The organism is Enterobacter cloacae complex sp. IR5459, from assembly GCF_049238005.1.
GTDB classification, from domain to species: Bacteria; Pseudomonadota; Gammaproteobacteria; order Enterobacterales; family Enterobacteriaceae; genus Enterobacter; species Enterobacter hormaechei_C.
Window position 1 is genome coordinate 242,424 of sequence record NZ_JBMKIG010000006.1, and the last position, 26,091, is coordinate 268,514.

Genomic DNA, 26,091 nt, shown 5'->3' on the forward strand with positions numbered 1-26,091 from the left:
TTATTGCCGCCGTGCTTGACCTTCCGGTAAGGGGAGGGTTTATGCTCAAAAGATCGCCTGCTGAAAATAAGGAAATGCACATGCAACGTCGTGATTTTTTAAAATTTTCTGCCGCGCTGGGGGTTGCCAGCGCGATACCTCTCTGGAGCCGCGCCGTTTTTGCCGCCGACAGACCGGCTTTACCCATTCCTGAATTACTCGCCCCAGATGCCCGCAGCCGCATTCAGCTTGTGGTGCAGGCCGGTAAAACCACGTTCGGTCAGCACGCCGCCACGACGTGGGGCTATAACGGCAATCTGCTCGGCCCGGCGTTGCAGTTACGCAAAGGGAAGGCGGTGACGGTAGACATTCATAACACGCTTGCGGAAGAGACCACGCTGCACTGGCACGGGCTGGAAGTCCCGGGCGAAGTGGATGGGGGGCCTCAGGGCGTCATCAGGCCTGGTGGTAAACGCAGCGTAACCTTTACCCCGGAACAACGCGCGGCGACCTGCTGGTTCCACCCGCATCAGCATGGCAAAACGGGCCATCAGGTGGCGATGGGGCTGGCCGGGCTGGTGCTGATTGAAGACGATGAAAGCCGCCTGCTGCGCCTGCCGAAACAGTGGGGTATCGACGATGTCCCGGTGATTGTGCAGGATAAAAAATTCAGCGCTGACGGGCAAATTGACTATCAGCTGGACGTAATGAGCGCGGCGGTAGGCTGGTTTGGCGATACGCTGCTGACCAACGGCGCGATCTACCCGCAGCATGCCGCGCCAAAAGGCTGGCTGCGCTTACGTCTGCTTAACGGCTGTAACGCCCGCTCCCTGAACTTCGCCACCAGCGATAAACGCCCGCTTTATGTAGTGGCAAGCGACGGCGGCCTGCTGCCGGAGCCGGTGAAGGTGAGCGAGCTGCCGATGCTGATGGGCGAGCGCTTCGAGGTGTTGGTGGATATCAGCGATGGCAAAGCGTTTGACCTGGTGACCCTGCCGGTCAGCCAGATGGGGATGGCCGTCGCGCCGTTTGATAAGCCGCATCCGGTCCTGCGCATTCAGCCGCTACAGATCACCGCCTCCGGTACGCTGCCGGAGACCCTCACCACGCTGCCAGCACTCCCGTCGCTGGACGGGCTTACGCAGCGTAAACTTAAGCTTTCCATGGACCCGATGCTCGACATGATGGGCATGCAGGCGCTGATGAAGAAGTACGGCAATCAGGCCATGGCGGGAATGCATCACGGCCAGATGATGGGCCATATGAATATGGACCACGGCAATATGGGCGGCATGAATCACGGCGGCCATGGTTTCGATTTCCACAATGCCAACCGCATCAACGGCAAAGCGTTCGATATGAACACGCCCATGTTCGCCGCCACGAAAAGGCAGTTTGAACGCTGGGTGATTTCAGGCGAAGGCGACATGATGCTGCACCCGTTCCATATCCACGGCACGCAGTTCCGTATTCTGTCTGAAAATGGTAAAGCGCCGGAGGCGCATCGTGCGGGCTGGAAAGATACGGTGAGGGTGGAAGGCGGCGTCAGCGAGGTGCTGGTGAAGTTCGACCACGAGGCGCCGAAAGAGTTTGCCTATATGGCCCACTGTCATCTGCTGGAGCATGAAGATACGGGGATGATGCTCGGTTTTACCGTATAAAAAAAAGCCGGGTGGCGGCTTCGCCTTACCCGGCCTACATAGGGCACCCGTAGGCCCGGTATGCGTTAGCGCCACCGGGCTTTTTCGTTACTTAGCGTCGTCAGGCAGTGCATACGCGACAATATAGTCGCCCATCTTCGTGCCAAACGAACCGTGACCACCCGCGGAGATGACAACATACTGTTTGCCATTCACTTCATAGGTCATCGGCGTTGCCTGTCCACCGGCTGGCAGACGGCCTTGCCACAGTTTTTCACCGTTGGTCATGTTGTACGCGCGCAGGTAGTTATCTGCGGTTGCCGCGATAAACAGCACGTTACCGGCGGTGGAGATTGGGCCACCCAGCATTGGCATACCCATATTGAACGGCACTGGAACAGGCATCGGGAACGGCATGCTGTCCTGTGGCGTACCAATACGTTTTTTCCAGACGATCTTATTGGTCTTCAGATCCAGACCGGAGATATAACCCCAGGCAGGCTGTTTACACGGCAGACCGAACGGAGAAAGGAACGGATTCAGGGTCACACCATAAGGAACGCCATACTGCGGCTGGATACCGGCTTCGGTACCGCTGCCTTTCGCATCTTTCGGCTGCTCCATTGGGTTACCCGGACCGCGTGGGATCAGACGGGAAACGAACGGCAGCGCCATTGGGTTAGCGATGGCGACCTGACGGTTAGGGTCAACGGAGATCCCACCCCACTCGAACATCCCCAGGTTACCCGGGAAGACCAGCGTGCCCTGCTCTGAAGGCGGCGTGAAGATGCCTTCATAGCGCAGTTGATGGAACATCACGCGGCACACCAGCTGGTCAAACATGGTGGCACCCCACATGTCTGCACCGCTGAGATCTTTCTTCGGACGGAAGCTCAGGTCAGAGAACGGCTGCGTTTTGGTAACGTAGTCGCCTTTGGCCGCGCCCTGCGGAACCGGTTTTTCTGGCGCAGGAACAACCAGCTTACCGTTGCTGCGATCCAGCACGAAGATGTTGCCGGTTTTGGCCGGGGCGTAAATGACCGGAACGGTTTTACCGTTAACGGTAATGTCCGCCAGCGTCGGCTGGGACGGCATATCCATATCCCACAGATCGTGGTGAACGGTCTGGTAGCTCCATGCCAGTTTACCGGTCGTTGCGTTCAGCGCCACGATGGAGCTGGCGTAACGTTCCTGCTCCGGCGTGCGGTTACCGCCCCAGATATCCGGCGTGGTCACGCCCATCGGCAGGTAAACCAGGTCCAGCTTCGCGTCATACGCTGCCGGTGCCCAGGAGTTCGGTGAGTTAAAGGTAAAGGTGTGTTCATCGGATGGGATCGCGTTAGGATCTTTCGCGCCCGGGTCGAAGGCCCACAGCAGTTTACCGGTGTTCACGTCGAAACCACGGATAACGCCGGAGGTTTCGCGGGTAGAGAAGTTATCCGTTACCGAACCGGCAATCACGATGGTTTTATCAGTGATGATTGGCGGGGAGGTCGGCTCATACAGACCCGGCGTAGTGTCCGGCATGTTGGTCTGAAGATTCAGAATGCCTTTGTTAGCGAAGGTTTCGCACAGCTTACCGGTCTCAGCATTGATGGCAAACAGGCGGCCATCGTTCACCGGCAGCATAATGCGGCGAGGACAGTCGGCAATGACTTCCGGGCTGGCATTATCTGCGCGCGCTTCGTGGTAAGAGACGCCGCGGCAGGTGATGTGCTGGAACGACGGGTTGGAGTTCAGCTGTGGATCAAAGTGCCATTTCTCTTTACCGGTGGCCGCGTCGAGCGCGAACAGGCGCTGGTGCGCCGTACACAGGTAGAGCATGTTGCCCACTTTAATCGGGGTCACTTCGTTGGTCAGCTCACCCGGATCGTTTGGCATCTTCAGGTCGCCGGTACGGAATACCCAGGCTTCCTTCAGGTTTTTCACGTTGTCCGCGTTGATCTGCTTCAGCGGGGAGTAGCGTTGACCTTCCTGGTTACGACCATAAGCAGGCCAGTCACCGTCCGCCACCTGCGAAATAGCCGCAGCCGGCGTGGATTCCGCGTTCAGCGTGCCATTGATCTCCTGCGGGTCGTTAAAACCGGCCCAGGTCAGGATGCCGCCACTAATCAGCAGAGCAACGACCAGACCGGCCACGGCGCCACTGGAAGGGACAATCAGACGACGCCAGACAAACGGCAGGATCAGCCAGATACCGAAGAAGACCAGAATGTCGCTGCGCGGCGTCAGCGCCCAGAAGTCGAACCCGACTTCCCAGACGCCCCAGATCATGGTTGCGAGCAGTAACGCTGCGTACAACCACAGAGCAGATTGTTTTCTGCGTAAAAGCAGGACGGTTACGCCAACCATAACCAGACCCGCAATCGGGTAGTACCAGGAGCCGCCAATCGCGACCAGCCATACGCCACCGATTAACAAATACAGCGCGCAGAATGCGGCAAACGCGGCTGTTAATGTCACCAGTAGACGCGGCTGTTTAGTTTTTGTTTCAGCCATAGAAAAGTACTCGTCAGTTTTGTTAATTATTTGCTAGCAATTAATTATAGGTATTAACAACTGTGATCGGAATCACAAATATTGCTTTTTATAACTCATACGCCAGGCTTATCCATTTACTGGTATAATGGCTGACTTGCGTATCGATGCCGGAGCGAGAGTCATCCGCATTGAGAGATTTTCACTAAAATCATTTGGTTAGTAATATGAAACATACTGTTGAAGTGATGATCCCGGAAGCCGAGATCAAAGCGCGTATCGCCGAACTGGGTCGTCAAATCACCGAACATTACAAGGACAGCGGCAGCGAAATGGTGCTGGTCGGTTTGTTGCGTGGCTCTTTCATGTTCATGGCAGACCTGTGCCGTGAAGTGCAGGTGCCGCACGAGGTCGATTTTATGACCGCCTCCAGTTACGGCAGCGGCATGTCCACAACCCGTGATGTGAAAATCCTGAAAGATCTGGATGAAGATATTCGTGGCAAAGATGTGTTGATTGTTGAGGACATCATCGACTCCGGCAACACGCTCTCTAAAGTGCGTGAGATCCTGAGCCTGCGTGAACCTAAATCACTGGCGATTTGTACTCTGCTGGATAAGCCTGAGCGCCGTGAAGTGCAGGTGCCGGTGGAGTTCGTTGGTTTCTCCATCCCGGATGAGTTCGTGGTGGGTTATGGCATTGATTACGCACAGCGTTATCGCCATCTGCCGTATGTTGGGAAAGTGGTGATTCTGGACGAATAATTGCGGGCTGATGCCCTCACCCCAGCCCTCTCCCACAGGGAGAGGGTGAAAACCCCCGGCTTTGTTATTTATGGTTAACGTGCTTAAGCTTGAGGTTGGCAATTCCCGAGCGGTAACGCTGTTCCAGCGTTTCGCGGTTGGTGGCGGTCACTTCCAGATTGCGCAGTAGGCCGTCGTGAATACCGTACGCCCAGCCGTGGATAGAGACCTTCTGCCCGCGTTTCCAGGCAGACTGCATAATCGTCGAATGGCCCAGGTTATACACCTGCTCCATCACGTTCAGCTCACACAGCGTGTCGAGACGGCGCTCCTGCGGCATTTCGCCCAGCAGTGAGCTATGTTTGAACCAGATATCACGAATGTGCAGCAGCCAGTTATCGATTAACCCCAGCTCTGTATTTTCGACTGCCGCCTGCACGCCGCCGCAGCCGTAGTGACCACAAATAATGATGTGCTCAACCTCAAGAACGTCGACGGCATACTGAACAACCGAAAGGCAGTTGAGATCGGTATGAATAACCAGGTTAGCCACATTGCGGTGAACAAACAGTTCGCCAGGTTCAAGACCAGTCAGACGTTCGGCGGGGACGCGGCTGTCGGAACATCCAATCCAGAGAAAGCGCGGGTTCTGCGCTTGCGCGAGTTTTCCAAAAAATCCGGGGTCTTCCTCCACCAGCATTTTTGACCATAGTGCATTGTTGCTGATGAGTGTATCAATGTCGTTCATGGAGGTTAGCGACCTGTAACCAAGTGATTGCGTTGCGCTACTATAGGGTAACCCGACTTTTAATGAAACCACACAACGTGTGTCAGAACTTAAGGTAAGTTGAATTCATGGCGATTGCACTGGAGCTTGAACAGCTCAAAAAAACCTACCCGGGGGGCGTTCAGGCGCTGCGCGGGATAGATCTTAAAGTCGAAGCGGGAGATTTCTACGCGCTTCTGGGGCCGAACGGGGCAGGGAAATCCACCACCATCGGGATCATCAGTTCACTGGTCAATAAAACCTCGGGCCGCGTCAGCGTGTTTGGCTACGATCTGCAAAAAGATGTGGTCAACGCCAAGCGCCAGTTGGGGCTGGTGCCGCAGGAGTTCAACTTTAACCCGTTTGAGACGGTACAGCAGATTGTTGTTAACCAGGCGGGTTACTATGGCGTGGAGCGCAAAGAGGCGCTTGAGCGCAGCGAAAAGTACCTGAAACAGCTTGATCTGTGGGAGAAACGTAACGAGCGCGCGCGGATGTTGTCCGGAGGGATGAAGCGCCGCCTGATGATTGCCCGCGCGCTGATGCACGAGCCAAAGCTGCTTATCCTTGATGAGCCGACCGCTGGTGTGGATATTGAACTGCGTCGCTCCATGTGGGGTTTCCTGAAAGATCTGAACGACAAAGGCACCACCATCATTCTGACCACGCACTACCTGGAAGAGGCGGAAATGCTGTGCCGCAATATCGGCATCATTCAGCACGGTGAGCTGGTGGAAAACACCTCGATGAAGAATCTGCTCTCCAAGCTCAAATCAGAGACCTTTATCCTCGATCTGGCGGCGAAAAGCGCGCTGCCGAAACTGGAGGGCTACAACTATCGCCTGGTCGATACCTCGACGCTGGAGGTAGAAGTGCTGCGCGAGCAGGGTATTAACAGCGTGTTCTCACAGTTGAGTGCGCAGGGCATTCAGGTATTAAGCATGCGTAACAAAGCAAACCGACTGGAAGAGCTGTTTGTCTCTCTGGTGCACGACAAACAAGGAGACAAGGCATGACGCATCTTTACTGGGTCGCGCTGAAAAGCATCTGGGCGAAAGAGATTAACCGCTTTATGCGTATCTGGGTGCAAACCCTGGTGCCGCCGGTGATCACCATGACGCTCTACTTCATCATTTTCGGCAACCTTATTGGCTCCCGCATTGGTGAGATGCACGGCTTCACCTATATGCAGTTTATCGTGCCGGGCCTGATCATGATGGCGGTGATCACCAACGCCTACGCGAACGTGGCGTCCTCATTCTTCAGCGCCAAGTTCCAGCGCAACATTGAAGAGCTGCTGGTGGCGCCGGTGCCAACGCACGTCATCATCGCCGGTTACGTGGGCGGCGGCGTGGCGCGCGGGCTGTGCGTGGGTATCCTGGTAACGGCCATTTCGCTGTTCTTCGTGCCGTTTCAGGTTCACTCCTGGCTTTTCGTGGCGCTGACGCTGCTGCTCACCGCGATTCTGTTCTCGCTGGCCGGCTTGCTGAATGCGGTGTTCGCTAAAACCTTTGACGACATCAGCCTGATCCCGACCTTTGTGCTGACGCCGCTGACCTACCTCGGCGGGGTGTTTTACTCCCTGACGCTGCTGCCGCCGTTCTGGCAGGCACTCTCGCACCTGAACCCGATTGTCTACATGATCAGCGGCTTCCGCTTTGGTTTCCTCGGCATTACCGATGTCCCGCTGTTTACCACGGTGGTGGTGCTGGTGGTGTTCATTATCGCCTTCTACCTGCTGTGCTGGTATCTGATCCAGCGTGGACGTGGGCTGCGTAGCTAACCTTCTGCCCGGCAGACGTTCTGTTTGCCGGGCGCTTTCTTTGACAGTTATCACCGTAAACTAACCTTCACTTCGGTAAACTACTCGCCTGCTAAGGAGAGACGTTATGCTGGGATGGGTGATCACCTGCCACGATGAAGTGGCGCAGGAAATGCTGCTGAAGCTGGAGGCCCGGTTTGGTCCCCTGGCGCAATGCCGTGCTGTAAATTACTGGCGAGGGTTAAGCACCAACATGCTCAGCCGGATGATGTGCGACGCGCTGCATGAAACCGACACCGGTGATGGCGTGATTTTTCTCACCGACAAATCGGGCGCGGCGCCTTACCGTTCAGCGGCGTTAATGAGCCATAAGCATGATAATTGTGAAGTGATCTCCGGTATCAGCCTGCCTTTACTCGAAGCGATGTATCCGCTGCGCGCAACGTTGAGCAGCGCTGAGTTTCGCCACGCCATTGTGGCGCAGGGCTCCCCGGGCGTGAGCAGCCTGTGGCACCAGCAGCAGAAGAACCCGCCTTTCGTTCTGCTTCACGATCTGTATAAGCATTAAACATTGGTATTGATGTCGCTTTTGCTACAATGGCGACTGATTTTCCGTATCGATTTATATCCCATGCTTATGCGCGTTATCTTTATCCTTCTGCTGCTGGTTTCCGGTGGTGCGTCTGCCAGCCTGACCAGTCAGCAAGGCCTTCCTGCCCAATATATGCAAACCACCGAAGATGCGGCCATCTGGGCGCAGGTGGGAAATGCCGTCGTGAATGTAGGGAATGTTCGCGCCGGGCAGATCCTCGCTGTCTTTCCGGCCGCGGCGGATTACTATGAATTTCGTTTCGGATTCGGTACGGGGTTTATTGATAAAGACCACCTTGAAAAAGTTCAGGGCAAACAACGCGTTGAGGATAGCCTGGGTGACTTGAACAAGCCGCTCAGTAATCAAAACCTCATTACCTGGAAAGACACGCCGGTGTATAACGCCCCCAGCAGCGGAAGCGCGCCCTTTGGCACCTTAAGCGCCAATCTTCGCTATCCGATTCTGAATAAGCTGAAAGACCGCCTGAACCAGACCTGGTTTCAAATTCGCATCGGTAATCGTCTGGCGTGGATCAGCAGCCTCGATGCACAGGAAGATAACGGGCTACCGGTTCTGACTTACCATCATATTTTGCGTGATGAAGAGAACACCCGTTTTCGACATACCTCCACGACGACCAGCGTACGTGCGTTTAATAATCAGATGGCCTGGTTACGCGATCAAGGCTATACCACGCTGACGATGTACCAGCTTGAAGGGTACGTGCGTAACAAGATGAACCTACCCGCGAAAGCAGTGGTGATCACCTTTGATGATGGTCTCAAATCGGTGAGCCGCTACGCGTACCCTGTTCTGAAAGAATATGGCTTCAACGCGACGGCGTTTATAATTTCATCACGTATCAAAGGCCATCCGCAGAAGTGGGATCCAAAATCGCTACAGTTTATGAGCGTTCAGGAAATCAAGGGCATCCAGGATGTGTTCGACATTCAGTCTCACACCCATTTCCTGCATCGCGTGGATGGCTATAAACACCCCATCCTGTTGAGCCGTAGCTATCACGTGATCCTGTTTGATTTTGAACGATCACGTCGTGCACTGGCGCAGTTCAACCCGCGCGTGTTGTATGTGTCGTATCCGTTTGGCGGCTATGACAATAAAGCGATTAAAGCGGCGAACGATGCGGGGTTTCATCTGGCGGTGACCACGGTGAAAGGGAAGGTGAAGCCGGGGGATAATCCGTTCTTACTGAAACGTCTGTATATTTTAAGAACGGATTCGCTGGAGACCATGTCGCGGCTGATCAGTAATCAGCCGCAGGGGTAGGTTATTCGTACGTGGTCTGAATGGTCACGGTGGTGCCGAAAACACCGACGGTTACCGGATCGCTGCCGATCTTAACCAGTTTGGCCCAAATTGATTTGTCTAAAATACTCACGGGATCGCCGTACACTTCACCCACCGCGATGACGTGCTTGCTGCCATTCGCTGGCACAGGATAATTATCATTCTGGCTATCCAGAATCATAACGCCAACGCCACCTGCCGCAGTCACACCACCTGAACTCTCCACGGTATTGGTAAAATATTTCTTATCTGCGGTGGTGTGCGTGGAGGATAGCGTATAGTAAACGCCGATGGTATTCACGCATGTACCCGTCACATGGAACTCGACTTTGCTGGTATTCCCGCTTTCGACCTCCGCGGGATACCAGTCACCAAGGTTTACCGTTGTGGGCGCACGTAAGGCACAGGTCGGGCGATTTAATGGAATACTGAACGACATCTGAGACATATTCACCAGAGGGCGAGGGTGATCTTCTACTGTCGTTCCATTTGGATTACCGAGGATAATTTGACCGATTGGACCACTGCTTGCGGTCAGGAAGTCTTCGTCGTTGGGAACACCGGTGAATCCGTTTGTCTGCCAGAACTCCATACGAACGTGCCAGGTTTTTCCTTTTACAGCATCTTCGTTATCATGATCGTTACCCGTGAGATAAAACTCATTTGGATTGGGTGGGAACCAGGCCGTTACACCATTGCCATCAGGATAGAATGCCAGCGTGTAAACAATCCCGGGGATGTTTGTACGAAAAGTGGCTTTGCCATCGATCTCCCCCCAAAGCATTGCATTGTTCGTCATCTGGTAAACATTTTCACCATCGTCACCAACTTCGCAACTTGATGTTAATGCTGGGGTTGTTTCCATAATAATAGTGTTACTGATCTGCACGGGTGTCGTTACCGTACCAACAGGCAGAGGTGTAATGACCGGCTGTGTGCCCGGAGACATAATGAGCAGCGTATCATTACTGTTAAATTTACATTCTAACGCGGAATGCGCTGCGCCAGACAGCCCGAACGCCGCTAACGCTAATATAGTAAGATATTTTTTCATCCTAAATCCCTTTATTCATAGCTTACGTTAACCAGAACATTACTCATCACAGCGCCGCTGGTGATAGTTCCAACGTTCTGATAACGCGCGTAAAATCCATAATCCTTTATATAGTTCTCGCTACTTCCACTGACATCGTAAATAACGTTTGATGTCCCGTCGCTGTTCAGGACGTTAGTTTTGAACGCATCTGAAAAAATAACGATACCCACATTTTCAGCCGCACCGGCTGTGGCATCGTTTTTAAAGACCTGGTTGTGATTACTCCAGAAACCATTTTGCGGAGCAAAACTAAATTTCAGTTTGTTAATCGTTGCGCCTTCTGTACTGCTCGCGTAGCAGTCATCTACGTGGATCGTAAAAGGCGTTCCTGCTTCATCATCGGTTGGCGATAGACGATCGCTCTTGTCGCTGTTATAAAACCAGTCTCGTGTCACGGTCGGCAAAGTGATCTCTCCGCCGTTTTCGACGCTTAGCCGACAGGTATTATTAACAATATTTGCTGTCAGGTTTACATCCACACCTGAACCTGCCTGGCATATGCCAGGCAGAGTGCTACCAGCCAGACCGATAAGCAACACAAGACCGGGCTGGTGTAAATTAAACGGTGATTGTTGCATGATGGTACCTGGAATTATTGATAGGTGACGGTAAACGTTACCGGAGCGGTAACCGCACCTGTGCCAACATCACTAATCGCCATGCCTTGGCCTATGACAATACGAGAGTTCATCGGGAATTCACCCGCGCCGTCAGTAATGGTGACTTCCTGAGCCGCCGGAGGCGTGTTACAGCTCATCAACAAGCCTGTATCGACAGTGCCGGACCAGATTTCAAAGCCCGTTGCTAAGCCGCCAGAGAAAGAGTCACCATTTTTGGCTATACCACTACATTCTCCGCCAGCGCCTTTCGCGGCAGCGACCGTTGCCTTCGTTACCCCAGAACAGTTAGTGAAGCTTATTTTGAGCGGCTCGACGCGGGTTTTATTCACCAGATCCGATTTGTATACATCGCCAAATGCAATTTCAGTGGATGCAGTACCTGCGCCGTTGAGCACTTTTGCTGTACAGGTGCCTGAAACTACCTTTGTTTGAATCGTCATACTGACACTATCGGTGCCTGTAATTGCAGCGCTTACCACTCCAGAGAAGAGAAGGGTAGAAACGGACAGGGCGATTAAAGTTGATTTAAATTTCATAATATTGCTCCGTTTTCCTGCGCCAATTACTCGTAGCTAAACTCGAAAGTTGCCACGGCCTGGAAATCACCAACTGTCATGCTGTTAGCTTTGGTTTCACGCAATGTGGCTACCAATTGAACTTCTTTATTCTGGATTTCTGTAGGGGTCCAGACCAGGCGCTCCGAATCGTCTTTGGAGTTAATGATAAACGGGGCATCCGGTGTGCTGGCTCTGGCAATTTCAACAGCAGAGTAGTCTGCGCCTCCGGCGGTTTTTAATATTGAGTTAACAAGGCCGGAGAATAAATAACCAGAGCGTGTTCCCGATACTGTGGTTTTCAATGAGGTCAGAGATGCCGGGCACTCAACGATCACGATTTTGAAATTGGCATTTGCGGTGCCAGCTTTGACATCGTCAAGGCGCACCTGACCGCCACCGATTTTCAGCGTTTGCTGAGTATCGGAACCCTCACCACCAACCAGTTTCATATCACAAGTGGTTTCACGGATATTAGCCGTGAAGTTAACATCGAGATTCGTGCCCTCGGCGAGCGCTGCACCTGATAACGCCAGCATCGTCATGGCAACGGCTGACAGGCTATAAAGATTTTTTTTCATACAAACTCTCGTCTATTTTCCCGAATAATTACATCTGGCACACTTGATTGCTGAGTACCGTTGTAAGTCCTACTTTTTGAGCATGTGATGAGACGTTATAATGCACGTCACACTTACTGTCTTTATCGCTTCCCCAGACAACATGAAGCGTGCCTTCATCTTCAACGCCGCGGACATAGGCTTGCCCCGCCTGCCCTACGGTGCCAATTGATTCATTTTTTTCATTTAAAACATCAGCGCCTAAAGGAATAAATCCGTTATCGGTGCGCTTAAGTTCTAAAATTAATGAACGACCTTCATCGGTTACAAAATCAACCAGCACAACGGAACCACTGCGGGGAACCGTAATTTCACTGGTGTTTTTAATTTCAACATCGTTTTCCAGCGTGCTGATATCAAGGTATACGCGGTTTTCACGGTAGGCAGACATATAAGGCAGAATGCCATAGCCGGAACTGCCTATTTCACTGTTACCAAAGCCGATACCGGCACCTTTCGCGCCACTCGCTTTGACCAGCGCCAGCGCATCGTTGTCACCAATACTCCCTGGCGCAAATGCGATGCCCCCTGAATGCAATACCATGCCACCGCTATAGGAGGCAGAATATTGTTTACTGTTGTCATCGCCAAAAGAGGCAGATAAACCCAGCGGGCCATATTCACTGTTATAGGACCCGTAGCCGCTTATCTGATTCAGGTCACCATAATTACCGCTGTTTGACGAGGCGCTAACGGAATAACTCACCTTATTATCTTGCGTATTTCCACCCGCGGACGTGTTAAAGCTTGTGCCGCCTTTAAGGTCGGAACGTAATCCCATGTTAATGTTCGAGAATCCACCAGAATTCCCTCTATCTTTTGAGAATACACTTAATGGAATGCTCAGGCTTAAATAAACGCTGTCGTCTTTCTTGCCGTTCTGATCATAGGTTCGCTGTAATGACAGGCTGTAGCTGCCATAGGTGAAGCTATTGTTATAACCAATATTATAATTGGAAGTTGAGCCCGTAGCGTTCCAGTAATCCTGCCAGGTGCCGCTTACATACAGGGAGCCATAATTGTCCTCTCCGGATGTTAGCGGTTGGTTAAGACTAATTTGCACCTGATTTTTGGTGCGCTGGTAGTCTGCATATAACGCTTCGTTTGAGTCATAGCTACGGTTTGAGTATTTCTGGTGCTTAATACTGTCCTGAAGTTGCGCCGCATCGTTAAGCGTCAGGTAGTCTTCCGTCGAGAAACGATAAGCCGCAACGTTAAAGGAAGTATTCGTCGACTCAATCATTTTACTGTACGTTAAACGATAACTTTGACCGCTTAATTTATCCAGCCCCTCAATATCTGCGTATGATTGCGTAACGTCGAATGCAAACGCACCAACAGGGGTATTCATTGCCACGCCGAGAATACCGGCATAAAAATCCATATCGGTATATTGTGCGCCAATATAACCCGTGAACGTATTATTCAGGCCATAGTAAAGGGTACCGTAACCCACTTTAGGCGCATCAATCAGTGAATCGTCATTTAATTCACCTAAACCGACGTCCCAGCGAGAGGCTCCCGGACGGAGCATCTGAGTAACGGATGAAAAGGGTACGGTAAAAGAGCGTTTGCTGCCGTCCGCTTCTTCAATCGTTACCAGTAAATCATTACCGTAACCTGTGGTACTCAGGTCGTTTATTTCAAACGCGCCTGGTGGCACCGAGGTTTCATAGATCTTATTGCCGCTCTGCGTGACGCTGACCTTCGCGTTACTGTTCGCGACACCCCGGATGACAGGAGCGTAGCCTGTGGACCCCATTGGCAACATGCGATCGTCACTGTACATGCGTGCACCGCGAAGGCTCATAGAGTTAAATACCTCGCCACGCGTGTAAGAGTCGCCGATGACAAACTGGGCGCTCAACGGTGTAATATCGCGCTGCAAATAGACATCCTGACTGGAATATTTTGTGCCACTATCTTTGTCCCAGTTAAAATTGCCACGCGAGCGCAGACGCCATGGCCCCATATTCAGACCATAGCGTAATCCTACATATGCACTTTCTGATGTACTGCCGTTGTTCTCGCTACGCCACCCGTTCATGTCATAAGAGAGCAGAGCGGCAGGGATCCCATTATCCCACAACGATGGATCGACATAGCCTGCCGGGCGTTTCAGCACATAAATCTGCGGAAAATTAAAATCCATTGCCTGCTTGCCACTGTCATAGCTAACCGTAGCGCCAGGGAAGGATTTTTTAATATCGACGCAGGTTTCATCGTCTTCCGGTCCGTCAGGCAATGTGCTGGTGTCGACACCCGATTGTGACAGCAGCAGTTTTGTTATGCACGGTGTCGCACGAGGTGTTCCGTTATCTTTAAACGTGACCTCCACGGTAGACTTCAGTTTACCGTTCAGGTTGATCTTAGTGCGATAGGTCCCCGGTAAAACCGGGTTGCCATGTGAAAAACGATTAATATCAATACTAGCACTGCCATTTAAAAGAAATTGATCGTTAAACTCGACCTCTTCTTCATTATCAGGCAAATCTTTTGCTGGCGTGATATTTTCTGCGCAAGCATAAAAAGGCAATGCTGCGCTTATCGCAAGACATAAAAGAGAACGTTTAAATAACATGGCACATCCACTTAATCAGTGTAGAGAGAACTCTCCACAGAGTTAATGCTATCAATTATTATGTGTATTAAAGCGTGTTCTATTTAAGTCCAGCTTCGTGATGGTCTGTGCCGCCATAATCATTAATGGTATCAAACTCGACTTTACCATTTACGGCAGAAGCTAAGCCTTTCACCGTCATTGTGGTATCACTAAACGGTGGAACGGCCTTATGATCAACGTCGTATGTTTTTTGACTGGCTTTAATGGTGACCGCTGAAACGGAGACGTTATAGGGTGAGTTATTATGGGCAACAAGCTTAACTGCGTTCCCCTCTTTTTTCTGCGTCCATGTCAAATGCTCAGCGGCTTCACCTGCCGAGCCTTTTAACCCGTCTGGTCGGTAAAAGAATTTAATACGCGTTCTGAATGCCAGCTGAAGCTGGTTAAGATTCTCTTTATCCGCAGCTTTTGATTTTGGCGGAATCTCCAGGACATTGAACCAGAAAAGCGATTCACGATCCTGTGGTAAAGGTATACCTGTGTAGGTAATACGTACGGATTGGCCTTTTTTCGGGTCAATGCGGGATACCGGAGGGGTAATGATAAAAGGAAGCTTCAACTCTTCCGGGTTTACGCCATCACGCCCATCATCAAGCCAGGTTTGAACCAAAAGCGGTTTGGTTCCATGGTTATCGAGATTAACGACGACATCCTTCGATGACTGTGGGTAGATAATACGGGTGCCGGAAATAACAATGTCCGCACTTGCATTCGATGCGGCCAAAAAAGCAGTTGCGAGCAATGCGGCTTTAAAATTTTTAATAAAGATTGAATGAGACATTTTTCCACTTCCTTTTGGAATTACACAAGCAATCCCTCATTTATCATGAAGGATTGCTTAATTTAAAGTTTACGAATCTCTTATTCGTAAATCATGGTGAAGGCAACCTGTGCCTGCACGGTACCAGCAGATACTGGGTTGCTTGTTGCATTCCAGCCCTGACCCTGGGTGTATGCTACGCGGTAGTACAGGTTTCCTGCGCCAGAAGTCGCATCAATAGTTGCTTTCTGAGTGTTGTTGGTCTGGTCAATTTTAATCTGATCGGTAGCTGAGTTACCGTCGTTTGACAGCACCAGGTTAACGTTCTTAGCAGAACCCTGTGCATTGCTTGGTGGCACCAGCAGACCGCCTTCTGTAGAAGAAGAACCCGCCCATGAAGAGAACTGGGCAGACGCTTTCTTCGCAGTCTCGGTATCACAACCGGTCAGAGAAAGGGAGAATTTCTTTTCACCCAAGGTGCTGGTGGTACCCAGTGCGGTTGAAAAATCACGTACAAATACAGTGTCCAGGGTTACGTCAAAATCGTTACCGTTTTGATCGATTTTCTGGTCAAGGGAGACCTGGCAAGTATTGTTAGAAACCATGCCGTGGAAAGTAATAGTCCCGGTGTCAGAATCTGCTGCTACCGCTGAACCCGCAGCCAGAACGCTTGCTAGTGCAATTGGCAAACCATATTTTTTAGAAATCATTTCAATATCCATATTCGTTGAGTAAATAATAAGTGCCTGTAAAGCTTTTATTTGAAATTAAATTTCGTGGCGAATTATATTGTTAATCTCAATGAAATGTAGATATTGTGCGTGATTTAAACTAAAAGAATAGTTTAGTAAATTTAAAGTTATTTGTTATCAATATGGTGTGTTTGTCTGGTGGGGCGGGAAGAGCTGGATATTAATTCAATAAATGCTTTTTAAAGACCCATTCATTTAATAAATGCACAAGAATGGGTCGTGGGATAAATATTATCAGGCAACCTGCACCGGAATCGCCTTCGCGGTACGTTTCATCTCATTATCGCCTTCAAAGTAGGCCACTTTAGGCTGCCAGCGACGTGCTTCTTCGTCAGACATCATCACAAAGCTGGCAATAATGACGATATCGCCTACGTCCGCGCAGTGCGCTGCTGCCCCATTAACGGAGATGATTTTAGATCCGCGTTCAGCGGCAATCGCGTACGTTGAAAAGCGTTTGCCGTTATTAACGTTCCAGATATCAATAGCTTCGTTTTCGAGAATACCCGCCGCGTCGAGAAAATCCTGGTCAATCGCGCAGGAGCCTTCATAGTGCAGGTCGGCCTGGGTGACTTTCACACGGTGAAGCTTACCTTGTAGCATTTTGCGAATCATTACGTTTACCTTTCACTTCCGGGTAGTAAAACTACGCCAGTTCAACCACTTTGTTATCGATAAGGCGGGCCTGGCCGAGCCATGCCGCCACCAGAATTACCGCACGTTTGCTGGTCTCTGTAAGCGCCAGAAGCGTATCGGCATCCCGAATTTGAACGTCGTCAGCACGAAGACCTTTCTCGTTCAGCGCCTGTTCAGCCAGAGCGATAATTTCTTCTGCGGTTAACTCTTTTGCCAGCAGTTGCTCTGCCATGGTATTCATGACTTTGCTTAAACCCGGCGCAATTTTACGCTGTTCGGCGGTCAGATAGCCGTTACGGGAGCTGAGCGCCAGGCCATCTTTCGCACGCACAATCGGTACGCCGACTATCTCAATGTCGTAGCCCATATCGGCAACCATTTTGCGGATCAGCGCCAGCTGCTGGAAATCTTTCTCGCCAAAACAGGCGATGTCCGGCTGCACCAGGTTAAACAGCTTGCTGACGATGGTAGAAACGCCACGGAAATGGCCCGGGCGGCTGGCGCCCTCCAGCATGGTCGAAATACCCGGCACATCGACGTAGGTCGATTCAGTGGTGCCCTGGGGATATACATCTGCGGGGGCCGGAGCGAAGACGATATCCGCATGACGTTTTTTGAGCTTCTCGCAATCTTCCTGCAAGGTACGTGGGTAGCGCGCCAGATCGTCTTCGCGATCGAACTGCATCGGGTTAACGAAGATACTGACTACCACAATATCTGCACGGGCTCTCGCTTCATCGACCAGCTTCATATGGCCGTCGTGCAGGTTGCCCATGGTTGGAACAAGGGCGATACGTTTACCTTCCTGACGTGCACGGCGGATATGCTGGCGCAGCAGCGGCAGAGTTTCTATGATTAGCACACCTGGACTCCTTAATGGAAACTGTGTTCTTCGCCCGGATAAACGCCGGACTCAACCTCGGCAATATACTGCCGCACAGCAGCACGCATGTCGCCTGCTTCTGTCAGGAAATTTTTAGCAAATTTTGGAATGTGGCCGCCGGTGATCCCGAAGGCGTCGTGCATGACCAGAATCTGGCCATCGGTGACGTTGCCCGCGCCGATGCCGATCACCGGAATCGACAGCGCCTCAGTGATACGCTTAGCCAGCTCAACCGGCACACACTCCAGCACCAGCAGCTGTGCGCCCGCGGCTTCCAGCGCCACGGCATCATCAAACAGCGTCTGCGCCGCATCGCCTCGGCCCTGCACCTTATATCCGCCAAAGATGTTGACAGACTGCGGCGTTAGCCCCAAATGACCACAAACCGGCACGGCGCGTTCGGTAAGCATTTTTACCGTATCGACCAGCCAGGCGCCGCCTTCGATTTTGACCATATTGGCGCCAGCACGCATCACTGTCGCCGCATTTTCAAAGGCCTGTTCCGGGGTGGCATACGCCATAAACGGCAGATCGGAAAGCAGCAGGCAGGCGGGCGCACCCCGGCGCACGGCGCGGGTATGGTAAGCAATATCCTCGACCGTGACCGGCAGAGTGGAATCATGTCCTTGTACCGTCATCCCTAACGAGTCCCCGACCAGCATGACGTTGATCCCTTCTTCGGCAAACAGTTTTGCGAAGCTGTAGTCATACGCGGTGATAGTGGCGAAGCGTTTTTTTTCCTGTTTGCATTTCTGCAATAAGGAGATGGTGGTTGGTTTCATACTGTTTCCTGATGGCCCAATAGCGAATCTTTGCGCATTCTAACAGTAACATTCGAGGGAACAATGATTTTAGGCAATCGATTAACCGCAAATAAGGAATGGTTAATCGATGCAGAGGCGGGATTACCAGCGGGTCGGTTTATCCGCGTTGAGATTTTGCAGAACGGCTTGCAGCGAGGCGCCGTCAGGGAAGGTGAGATCGGGCGCGACTTCAAACAGCGGCCAGAGCATAAACCCGCGGTTTTTCATGTCGTAATGCGGAACGGTGAGGCGTTCGGTGTTAATCACCTCGTGGCCGAAAAGCATAATATCGAGATCGAGGGTGCGCGGTCCCCAGCGTTCGGCTTTGCGGACGCGACCCTGCTGTAGCTCAATACGCTGGGTATTATCCAGCAGCGTTTCTGCGTCAAGGGTCGTTTCCAGCACCACGGCGGCGTTCAGATAATCAGGCTGATCCTGCGGGCCGAGCGGCGGCGTACGGTAAAATGAGGACAGCGCGACGATGCGGCTTTGCGGGATCTTCCCCAGCGCCTGCACAGCAGCGTTAACCTGCTCCAGCGGAGAGGCCAGATTGCTGCCGATGGCGATATACGCAAGGGTCATGCCGTGCCTTCACGACGCGGTGCGCGTTTGCGCGGGCGACGGTGACGACGGCGCGGTGCCGGCTCGTCATCCAGATCCGTAAGCATATCTTTCTGCTCTGGTGGTGCAGAGACCTGAAATTCTCCCCACCACTGCGCCAGACGCTGTAGCTCCTGGTTTCTTTCGACTTCAGCACGCAGAGAGAGCAAATCGAACGCGGCGCGGAACTTAGGATGCTCCATCAGCTTCCAGGCGCGTTTACCCTGACGGCGGGACATACGCAGCTGAAGCTGCCAGATATCACGCACCAGCGTGGTAATACGTTTCGGGATCGCCAGCGTGCGACAGCCTTCGTCCAGCACGTCGTTTGCCGCCAGCGCGAACGCATCATAATAGGCGAGACCACTCTCCTGAGTGATGCGCTGCGCCGTTTCCAGCAGCGGATACCAGAACATGGCCGCGAACAGGAACGCCGGATTCACGCGCATATCGTTATGAATACGGGTATCTGTGTTCTTCAGCACCTGTGCAATCATCCGCTCCATTGCGCTGTCACCGTTTTCGGTGAAGTAGCGGGTAATGGTCGGGAACAGCGGCTGGAACAGGTTGTATTCACGCAGCAAATTGTAGGTTTCAAACCCGTAGCCTGCCTGGAGCAGCTTTAACGACTCCTCAAACAGACGGGCAGGGGGGACGTCGTTAATCAGCGTCGCCAGGCGCGGGATCGGCTCTGCGGTTTCCGGACTGATACGCATGTTCAGCTTGGCGGCGAAACGCACGGCGCGCAGCATTCGGACCGGATCTTCGCGATAGCGCGTTTCCGGCGTGCCGATCAGGCGAATCAGGCCGTCTTTCAGATCCTGCATACCGCCGACGTAATCGCGCACGGTAAAATCCGCCACGCTGTAGTAAAGGCTGTTGATGGTGAAATCGCGACGCTGAGCATCTTCTTCAATAGAGCCGAAGATGTTGTCGCGCAGCAGCATGCCATTTTGGCCGCGCTGGGAAGTCGTGCGATCGTTGACGCCCGCTTCGTGGTGACCGCGGAAGGTCGCCACTTCAATGATTTCTGGTCCAAACATCACGTGCGCCAGACGGAAACGGCGGCCAACCAGACGGCAGTTGCGGAATAATTTACGCACCTGCTCAGGCGTGGCGCTGGTCGTCACGTCGAAATCTTTTGGTTTTTTGCCCAGCAGTAAATCGCGCACCCCGCCGCCGACGAGATAGGCCTCGTAGCCTGCTTTATTCAGACGATAGAGCACCTTGAGGGCATTTTCACTGATATCTTTGCGGGAAATATTGTGCTGCTCACGCGGAATGACCGACATGTGTGGCTGTGCAATAGCGTCGTTCGCCATGCTCTCTTCGCGGCTCAGCACTTTACGGCAAAAATTAGCGACTCGGGTAAAAATAGTACACCTCGTAGTGTGTTTTGTTATCAAAAAAGCGGCTAATCATAGCTCAGCGCAACGCATTTGAGAATGCTGGATTTTTGGCACGGTGATAAGCGCCCAGTCAGCAATGGCCGTTTTCAGCAATTCATCCAGACTCAGATCCTGCCATTCCTGCGTTACATTCTGGTTGAGAAATCGCAGCGCGTCGATCAAAACCGGGCGCGGATCGCCGTCAGGCAGCGCCGGGGCATGATTCTGTTTCGACAGCTTATTTCCCTGTTCATTGACCGCCAGCGGCAGATGGATGTAATCCGGCACCGTCCAGCCAAACTGCTGGTAAAGCGATATTTGCCGCACGGTAGGCTCAACCAGATCCGCCCCGCGCACGATTTCCGTGACGCCCTGGAAATGGTCATCGACAACCACCGCCAGGTTATAGGCAAACAAACCATCACGACGGTGAATAATAAAATCTTCACGCGCCAGGCGTTCATCCGCCTGAATGGTTCCTGAGAGAACGTCGGTAAACTGCGTCACCGGAGAACGCTGTATCAGCCGTACGGCAGCATTCTCAGGACCGTTGTGCCGCGTACGACAGTGGCCGTCGTAAACGCCACCCACGCTTTGAATTCGCGCCCGCGTGCAGGTGCAGTTATAGGAAAGGCCCTGTTCAGCAAGCCACGCCAGACGTTCACGGTAGGCATCATGGCGTTGAGACTGCCAGAGTACGTCGCCGTCCCAGTGAAGACCGTAATGTTCCAGCTGACGCAGAATAGTTTCTGCTGCACCGGGAACTTCACGCGGAGGATCGATATCTTCAATGCGGACCAGCCATTGACCCTGACGGGCGCGAGCCTGTAGGTAGCTGCCAAGCGCGGCAATTAATGAGCCGAAGTGTAATTCACCGGAGGGAGATGGCGCAAAGCGCCCGATATAGTGAGATTCAGACATATCAACAGTAACAAGGCGGGAGAGACTCCCGCCTTAGCAGAGTAGTGAGAGGGCAGGCGTTAGCCAGCCATCTGTTTTTCGCGGATTTCTGCCAGCGTTTTACAGTCGATGCACAGATCGGCTGTTGGACGCGCTTCCAGGCGACGAATACCGATTTCAACACCGCAGGATTCGCAGTAGCCAAAATCTTCGTCCTCGACCTTCTTCAGCGTTTTTTCGATCTTTTTGATCAGTTTGCGCTCGCGGTCACGGTTACGCAGTTCGAGGCTGAACTCTTCTTCCTGAGCGGCACGGTCGACCGGGTCCGGGAAGTTAGCAGCTTCGTCCTGCATATGTGTAACGGTGCGATCGACTTCATCCCTGAGTTGATTACGCCATGCTTCAAGAATACGCTTGAAGTGCGACAGCTGGGCTTCGTTCATATACTCTTCGCCCGGCTTCTCTTGATACGGCTCCACCCCAGCGATGGCGAGAATACTCAGGGACGATGTTTTACGGTTTTGCCCTTCTTGCATGTTGCTTCTCCTTAACACGCACTATCGATCCCCGTGTTGGGGGAAAAATCAGGTCGCTATAAATAGCAGATGCTTTTCCGTATGGCAATTATCTAAACGTAACACTTGACAACCCTGTGAGGAAAAGCGTATTTGCGCACGCGGCCAGAACACTTATTAGTCAATCGTCTAATCCCTTATAAGACAATGGGAAGAGAGGATCTCAGAGTCATATTATCGGCAGAAAGTTCCGCTTTATAAGCGAAAATCTCTACCCCCTGCTTTTGTGCCTCATTCAACAATTGCGCGTATTTAGGATCAATATGACGGGCCGGGGAAAACCGTTCAATGGCTGAATGCAGAACCGCAAACAGCAACACGGCGCGCTTGCCCGCCGCCGCTACACTCATTAGCTCTCGCAGATGCTTCTGGCCACGTAGCGTTACCGCATCCGGAAAGAAGCCGTTTTCCTGTTCCGCTAACGTCACTGATTTCACTTCAATATAGCACTCAGGGCGGTCTTCCGCCTGTAACATAAAATCAATTCTGCTGCCTTCATCGCCATATTTCACTTCGCTTTTTTGCGTGCCGTAACCCACCAGTTCAGGAAGCATTCCATTTGTCAGAGCTTCCTTAACCAGCTGATTTGCGCGCAGGGTATTAACGCAAATAAATGCCCCGCTTTGCGTCTCGGTCATTTCCCAGGTATGGGGATATTTGCGTTTAGTATTTTCTGATGTGGAATACCAGACCGTGTCACCCGGCGTGGCGCAACCGGTCATGGCGCCGGTGTTAGGGCAGTGCAGCGTGAGCGTTTCGCCCGCAGGGGTGATCACATCAGCGAGAAAGCGTTTGTAACGCTGGATCAGCGTGGCGGGCTGGAGTGCAGGACTAAACTTCATCAGGATTCCTTAACGTGTCGCCCAGCGTCCAGCGCTGGAGCGGAGTATAGCGGGTGCGTCCTTGTACAAAGGCAGATTCGTACAGCGCAAATTCATTCACCTGAAAGGACCAGTGAAAGCCCGGTGGCGGGATGGCAACGGCCTGACCCGCATCGCGCAGCAGGGTAATGTGGGGATGAAACGGCTGCGGGCTCTGATAACAGCCGCTGCGCGCGGCCTGCGCCCGCAGCATGTTGGCGAGCTGTAGCAGTCCGCGAGGGGGCTGCCGCGTCCCCAGCCAGACCACCCTAGAGCGCAGCCATTGCCCGGCATCGTCAAGATGCAGCGTAAACCCCGGCTGCGAAATGCGTCCGGCCATTGCGCTTAACGCGCGCTGCTTTTCAGCGCTTACTTCACCAAGAAAGGCTAACGTCAGGTGCATATTGGCGGCGACGACGGGGCGGCCCGCTTCCGCGGGGAAGTGGCTGGCGCGCCAGCGAACAATCTGCCGTTGAAGCGTGGTGGGTAATTCAATGGCGAAGAATAGCCGTTTAGACTCAGACATGCGCAAGACTCGGTAATGATATGCGCCGATGCTACAATGTACGCCGATTAATGTTAACCCTCTGGAGCCGTAAGTGTCCTCTTTGCCCGTCGCCGTCGTCCTTCCTGAGCTACTCGCAGCCTTAGAACATGCGCCACAGGTTTTGCTCAGCGCGCCCACCGGAGCGGGTAAATCCACCTGGCTGCCCCTGCAAATTCTGCGCGATGGGAACATCAGCGGGAAAATTATCCTGCTGGAGCCGCGCAGGCTGGCGGCGCGCAATGTGGCGCAGCGCCTGGCGGAACTGCTGAATGAAAAACCGGGCGAGACGGTAGGGTACCGGATGCGCGCCGAAACCTGTGTTGGACCATCCACGCGGCTGGAAGTGGTCACCGAAGGTATTCTTACCCGTATGTTGCAAAACGATCCGGAGCTGACCGGCGTCGGGCTGGTGATCCTTGATGAATTTCACGAGCGCAGCCTCCAGGCCGATCTGGCCCTTGCGCTGCTGCTCGACGTTCAGCAGGGGCTGCGCGACGACCTTCGGCTGCTGATTATGTCGGCGACGCTGGATAACGAGCGGCTCCGGCAGACGCTCCCTGACGCGCCGATGATCTCCTCTGAAGGGCGTGCGTTCCCGGTCGAGCGCCGCTATCAGCCGCTGCCTGCCCATCAGCGTTTTGACGAAGCGGTTGCCATCGCCACCGCTGAATTGCTCCGCCAGGAGCCCGGCTCGCTGCTGCTGTTTTTACCCGGCGTAGGCGAAATCCAGCGCGTACAGGAGCAGCTGGCATCCCGGGTGAACAGTGACGTTATGCTGTGCCCGCTCTACGGCGCGCTGCCGTTGGCTGACCAGCGCAAGGCGATCCTTCCCGCACCGGCGGGGCAGCGCAAAGTGGTGCTGGCAACCAATATCGCGGAAACCAGTTTGACCATCGAAGGCATTCGCCTGGTGGTGGACAGTACGCTGGAGAGGGTGGCCAGTTTTGATCCGCGTTCCGGGCTGACCAGGCTGCTGACGCAGCGCATCAGCCAGGCCTCAATGTTGCAGCGCGCAGGGCGAGCAGGGCGTCTTGAGCCGGGTATTTGCCTGCATTTAACCAGCGCCGAGCAGGCGGAGCGTGCGGCATTCCAGAGCACGCCTGAGATTTTACAAAGCGATCTCTCCGGACTGGTGATGGATCTGATGCAGTGGGGCTGTCCGGACCCTGACCAGCTCACCTGGCTTAATCCTCCGCCTGTCGTCAACCTTTCCGCCGCGCGCAGCCTGCTGACCCAGCTTGGCGCGCTGGAAGGCGAGCGACTGACGGCGCGCGGCCAGAAAATGGCGGCGCTGGGCAACGATCCACGTCTGGCGGCAATGCTGGTGGCAGCACAGGGCGACGATGAAATTGCCACGGCGGCAAAACTGGCGGCTATTCTTGAGGAGCCGCCGCGCGGTGGCGGCAGCGATCTGGGACAGGCCTTTTCACGCCATCAGGGAAACTGGCAACAGCGGGCGCAGCAGCTGTGTAAACGCCTGAATTGCCGGGGCGGTTCGCCTGACAGCGATAAAGTTATCCCTCTGCTGGCCCAGGCCTTCCCGGACAGAATCGCGCGCCGTCGCGGGCTGGATGGTCGCTATCAGCTGGCAAATGGGATGGGCGCGATGCTGGACAGCGATGACGCCCTGACGCGTCATGAATGGCTGATCGCGCCGCTCTTACTCCAGGGGAGCCACTCCCCGGACGCGCGTATTTTACAGGCGGTTGCCGTGGATATTGACGTCCTGACGCGTACCTGCCCGCAGCTGCTTCAGCAATCTGACATCGTGGAATGGGATGATACCCAGGGCACGCTGAAGGCGTTCCGTCGTAGCCAGATTGGCAAACTGACGCTCGGGACGAAACCGCTGGCGAAGCCGTCGGAGGAAGAGTTACACCAGGCGATGCTGAATGGCATTCGGGAAAAAGGGCTGAGCGTACTGAACTGGACGCCGGAGGCTGAACAATATCGTATACGTCTGCACTGCGCCGCGAAGTGGCTGCCGGAACAGGGGTGGCCAGCTGTGGATGATGAGACGCTGCTCGCGACGCTTGAACAGTGGCTGTTGCCGCAGATGAGCGGCGTACACTCGCTGCGCGCCCTGAAGGCGCTTGATGTTAAGGCTGCGTTACAGAATTTACTGGACTGGTCGTTACGTCAACGTCTGGATAGTGAACTGCCTGGGCATTACACTGTGCCAACCGGGAGCCGGATTGCCATTCGTTATCATGAGGATAATCCGCCGGCGCTGGCGGTTCGGATGCAGGAGATGTTTGGTGAGGCCACCACGCCGTCCATTGCTGAAGGCCGTGTGCCGTTAGTGCTTGAGCTGCTTTCGCCTGCGCATCGTCCCTTGCAGATCACCCGCGACTTGGGAGCGTTCTGGGCGGGGAGCTATCGTGAAGTGCAGAAAGAGATGAAAGGGCGATATCCCAAACACGTCTGGCCGGACGATCCGGCGAATACCGCGCCGACACGGCGCACGAAAAAATATTCGTAATGGGGAAAGTGCGGGCTGATGCCCTCACCCCGGCCCTCTCCCACAGGGAGAGGGAGAAACAAACTTTGAGAGATTTCTTCTTTCACTGACCTGTGCAAGATAAGAAAATCTGGCCTTTGCGCCT

General features: G+C 53.3%; 25 protein-coding genes. 7 read left to right on the plus strand and 18 right to left on the minus strand.

The window, feature by feature from the left end:
- Nucleotides 1-80: 80 nt before the first annotated feature.
- Nucleotides 81-1,640, plus strand: coding sequence for a multicopper oxidase CueO (cueO, locus tag ACOTX4_RS14860; RefSeq protein WP_047654672.1), 1,560 nt, complete (start codon nucleotides 81-83; stop codon nucleotides 1,638-1,640).
- Between the two features lie 87 nt (nucleotides 1,641-1,727).
- Here the strand turns inward: cueO and ACOTX4_RS14865 are convergent, their stop codons facing one another.
- The gene (locus ACOTX4_RS14865; protein ID WP_003856304.1) at nucleotides 1,728-4,118 is read right to left on the minus strand and encodes a glucose/quinate/shikimate family membrane-bound PQQ-dependent dehydrogenase; all 2,391 of its coding nucleotides are present in this window, start codon (nucleotides 4,116-4,118) and stop codon (nucleotides 1,728-1,730) included.
- Between the two features lie 206 nt (nucleotides 4,119-4,324).
- On the opposite strand from ACOTX4_RS14865, the gene hpt reads away from it, so the two are divergent.
- Nucleotides 4,325-4,861 carry a hypoxanthine phosphoribosyltransferase gene (gene hpt, locus ACOTX4_RS14870; protein WP_003856303.1) on the plus strand — a complete coding sequence of 179 codons (537 nt, stop codon included), beginning with the start codon at nucleotides 4,325-4,327 and terminating at the stop codon, nucleotides 4,859-4,861.
- Nucleotides 4,862-4,925: 64 nt separating this feature from the next.
- Here the strand turns inward: hpt and can are convergent, their stop codons facing one another.
- On the minus strand, nucleotides 4,926-5,588 hold the full coding sequence (gene can, locus ACOTX4_RS14875) for a carbonate dehydratase (protein WP_003856301.1): 663 nt from the start codon (nucleotides 5,586-5,588) through the stop codon (nucleotides 4,926-4,928).
- Nucleotides 5,589-5,695: 107 nt separating this feature from the next.
- On the opposite strand from can, the gene ACOTX4_RS14880 reads away from it, so the two are divergent.
- The 4 genes from ACOTX4_RS14880 (at nucleotide 5,696) to ACOTX4_RS14895 (ending at nucleotide 9,247) form a co-directional block, all read left to right on the plus strand.
- Nucleotides 5,696-6,622, plus strand: a complete 927-nt coding sequence (locus ACOTX4_RS14880) for an ABC transporter ATP-binding protein (RefSeq protein ID WP_003856300.1) — start codon at nucleotides 5,696-5,698, stop codon at nucleotides 6,620-6,622.
- Complete coding sequence (locus ACOTX4_RS14885) at nucleotides 6,619-7,389, plus strand: ABC transporter permease (RefSeq protein ID WP_023324161.1); 771 nt, start codon at nucleotides 6,619-6,621, stop codon at nucleotides 7,387-7,389. The genes ACOTX4_RS14880 and ACOTX4_RS14885 overlap by 4 nt, the downstream gene beginning before the upstream one ends.
- A 106-nt stretch (nucleotides 7,390-7,495) precedes the next feature.
- Nucleotides 7,496-7,936: a PTS sugar transporter subunit IIA gene (locus tag ACOTX4_RS14890; protein WP_003856295.1), complete on the plus strand. Its 441-nt coding sequence runs from the start codon at nucleotides 7,496-7,498 to the stop codon at nucleotides 7,934-7,936.
- 63 nt (nucleotides 7,937-7,999) lie between these two features.
- On the plus strand, nucleotides 8,000-9,247 hold the full coding sequence (locus ACOTX4_RS14895; RefSeq protein ID WP_003856293.1) for a polysaccharide deacetylase family protein: 1,248 nt from the start codon (nucleotides 8,000-8,002) through the stop codon (nucleotides 9,245-9,247).
- A 1-nt stretch (nucleotide 9,248) separates the two neighbouring features.
- On the opposite strand, the gene ACOTX4_RS14900 is transcribed toward ACOTX4_RS14895, so the two are convergent.
- From ACOTX4_RS14900 to thpR, 16 genes are all read right to left on the minus strand, one after another.
- On the minus strand, nucleotides 9,249-10,322 hold the full coding sequence (locus ACOTX4_RS14900) for a fimbrial protein StkG (RefSeq protein WP_003856292.1): 1,074 nt from the start codon (nucleotides 10,320-10,322) through the stop codon (nucleotides 9,249-9,251).
- A gap of 11 nt (nucleotides 10,323-10,333) precedes the next feature.
- A complete protein-coding gene (locus ACOTX4_RS14905) occupies nucleotides 10,334-10,942 on the minus strand; it encodes a fimbrial-like protein (protein WP_022650406.1) in 609 nt (202 codons plus the stop codon).
- Nucleotides 10,943-10,956: 14 nt separating this feature from the next.
- Nucleotides 10,957-11,520, minus strand: coding sequence for a fimbrial protein (locus tag ACOTX4_RS14910; protein WP_045330980.1), 564 nt, complete (start codon nucleotides 11,518-11,520; stop codon nucleotides 10,957-10,959).
- A 26-nt stretch (nucleotides 11,521-11,546) separates the two neighbouring features.
- On the minus strand, nucleotides 11,547-12,119 hold the full coding sequence (locus tag ACOTX4_RS14915; protein ID WP_003856288.1) for a fimbrial protein: 573 nt from the start codon (nucleotides 12,117-12,119) through the stop codon (nucleotides 11,547-11,549).
- Between the two features lie 28 nt (nucleotides 12,120-12,147).
- A complete protein-coding gene (locus ACOTX4_RS14920) occupies nucleotides 12,148-14,739 on the minus strand; it encodes an outer membrane usher protein (RefSeq protein WP_022650408.1) in 2,592 nt (863 codons plus the stop codon).
- Nucleotides 14,740-14,818: 79 nt separating this feature from the next.
- Nucleotides 14,819-15,562, minus strand: coding sequence for a fimbrial chaperone (locus tag ACOTX4_RS14925; protein ID WP_003856286.1), 744 nt, complete (start codon nucleotides 15,560-15,562; stop codon nucleotides 14,819-14,821).
- Nucleotides 15,563-15,642: 80 nt separating this feature from the next.
- A complete protein-coding gene (locus ACOTX4_RS14930) occupies nucleotides 15,643-16,251 on the minus strand; it encodes a fimbrial protein (protein ID WP_045331001.1) in 609 nt (202 codons plus the stop codon).
- A 276-nt stretch (nucleotides 16,252-16,527) separates the two neighbouring features.
- Complete coding sequence (gene panD, locus ACOTX4_RS14935; protein ID WP_003856284.1) at nucleotides 16,528-16,908, minus strand: aspartate 1-decarboxylase; 381 nt, start codon at nucleotides 16,906-16,908, stop codon at nucleotides 16,528-16,530.
- Between the two features lie 31 nt (nucleotides 16,909-16,939).
- Complete coding sequence (gene panC / locus ACOTX4_RS14940) at nucleotides 16,940-17,791, minus strand: pantoate--beta-alanine ligase (RefSeq protein WP_003856282.1); 852 nt, start codon at nucleotides 17,789-17,791, stop codon at nucleotides 16,940-16,942.
- A gap of 11 nt (nucleotides 17,792-17,802) precedes the next feature.
- Nucleotides 17,803-18,594 carry a 3-methyl-2-oxobutanoate hydroxymethyltransferase gene (gene panB, locus ACOTX4_RS14945; RefSeq protein ID WP_003856280.1) on the minus strand — a complete coding sequence of 264 codons (792 nt, stop codon included), beginning with the start codon at nucleotides 18,592-18,594 and terminating at the stop codon, nucleotides 17,803-17,805.
- Between the two features lie 123 nt (nucleotides 18,595-18,717).
- Nucleotides 18,718-19,197 carry a 2-amino-4-hydroxy-6-hydroxymethyldihydropteridine diphosphokinase gene (folK, locus tag ACOTX4_RS14950; protein ID WP_032608527.1) on the minus strand — a complete coding sequence of 160 codons (480 nt, stop codon included), beginning with the start codon at nucleotides 19,195-19,197 and terminating at the stop codon, nucleotides 18,718-18,720.
- Nucleotides 19,194-20,591, minus strand: coding sequence for a polynucleotide adenylyltransferase PcnB (gene pcnB, locus ACOTX4_RS14955; protein WP_071785222.1), 1,398 nt, complete (start codon nucleotides 20,589-20,591; stop codon nucleotides 19,194-19,196). Before pcnB ends, folK begins: the two co-directional genes overlap by 4 nt.
- Nucleotides 20,592-20,633: 42 nt before the next feature.
- Complete coding sequence (gene gluQRS, locus ACOTX4_RS14960) at nucleotides 20,634-21,524, minus strand: tRNA glutamyl-Q(34) synthetase GluQRS (protein WP_063937942.1); 891 nt, start codon at nucleotides 21,522-21,524, stop codon at nucleotides 20,634-20,636.
- 59 nt (nucleotides 21,525-21,583) lie between these two features.
- Nucleotides 21,584-22,039 carry an RNA polymerase-binding protein DksA gene (gene dksA / locus ACOTX4_RS14965; protein WP_001155232.1) on the minus strand — a complete coding sequence of 152 codons (456 nt, stop codon included), beginning with the start codon at nucleotides 22,037-22,039 and terminating at the stop codon, nucleotides 21,584-21,586.
- A 176-nt stretch (nucleotides 22,040-22,215) separates the two neighbouring features.
- On the minus strand, nucleotides 22,216-22,920 hold the full coding sequence (gene sfsA / locus ACOTX4_RS14970) for a DNA/RNA nuclease SfsA (RefSeq protein WP_003856251.1): 705 nt from the start codon (nucleotides 22,918-22,920) through the stop codon (nucleotides 22,216-22,218).
- Nucleotides 22,910-23,464 (minus strand): RNA 2',3'-cyclic phosphodiesterase, encoded by a 555-nt coding sequence (gene thpR, locus ACOTX4_RS14975; protein ID WP_003856249.1) that lies wholly within the window; start codon nucleotides 23,462-23,464, stop codon nucleotides 22,910-22,912. The genes sfsA and thpR overlap by 11 nt, the downstream gene beginning before the upstream one ends.
- 73 nt (nucleotides 23,465-23,537) lie before the next feature.
- Between thpR and hrpB the strand changes: the two genes are divergently transcribed.
- Nucleotides 23,538-25,967, plus strand: a complete 2,430-nt coding sequence (gene hrpB / locus ACOTX4_RS14980) for an ATP-dependent helicase HrpB (RefSeq protein WP_045330986.1) — start codon at nucleotides 23,538-23,540, stop codon at nucleotides 25,965-25,967.
- The last annotated feature ends 124 nt before the right edge of the window (nucleotides 25,968-26,091 follow it).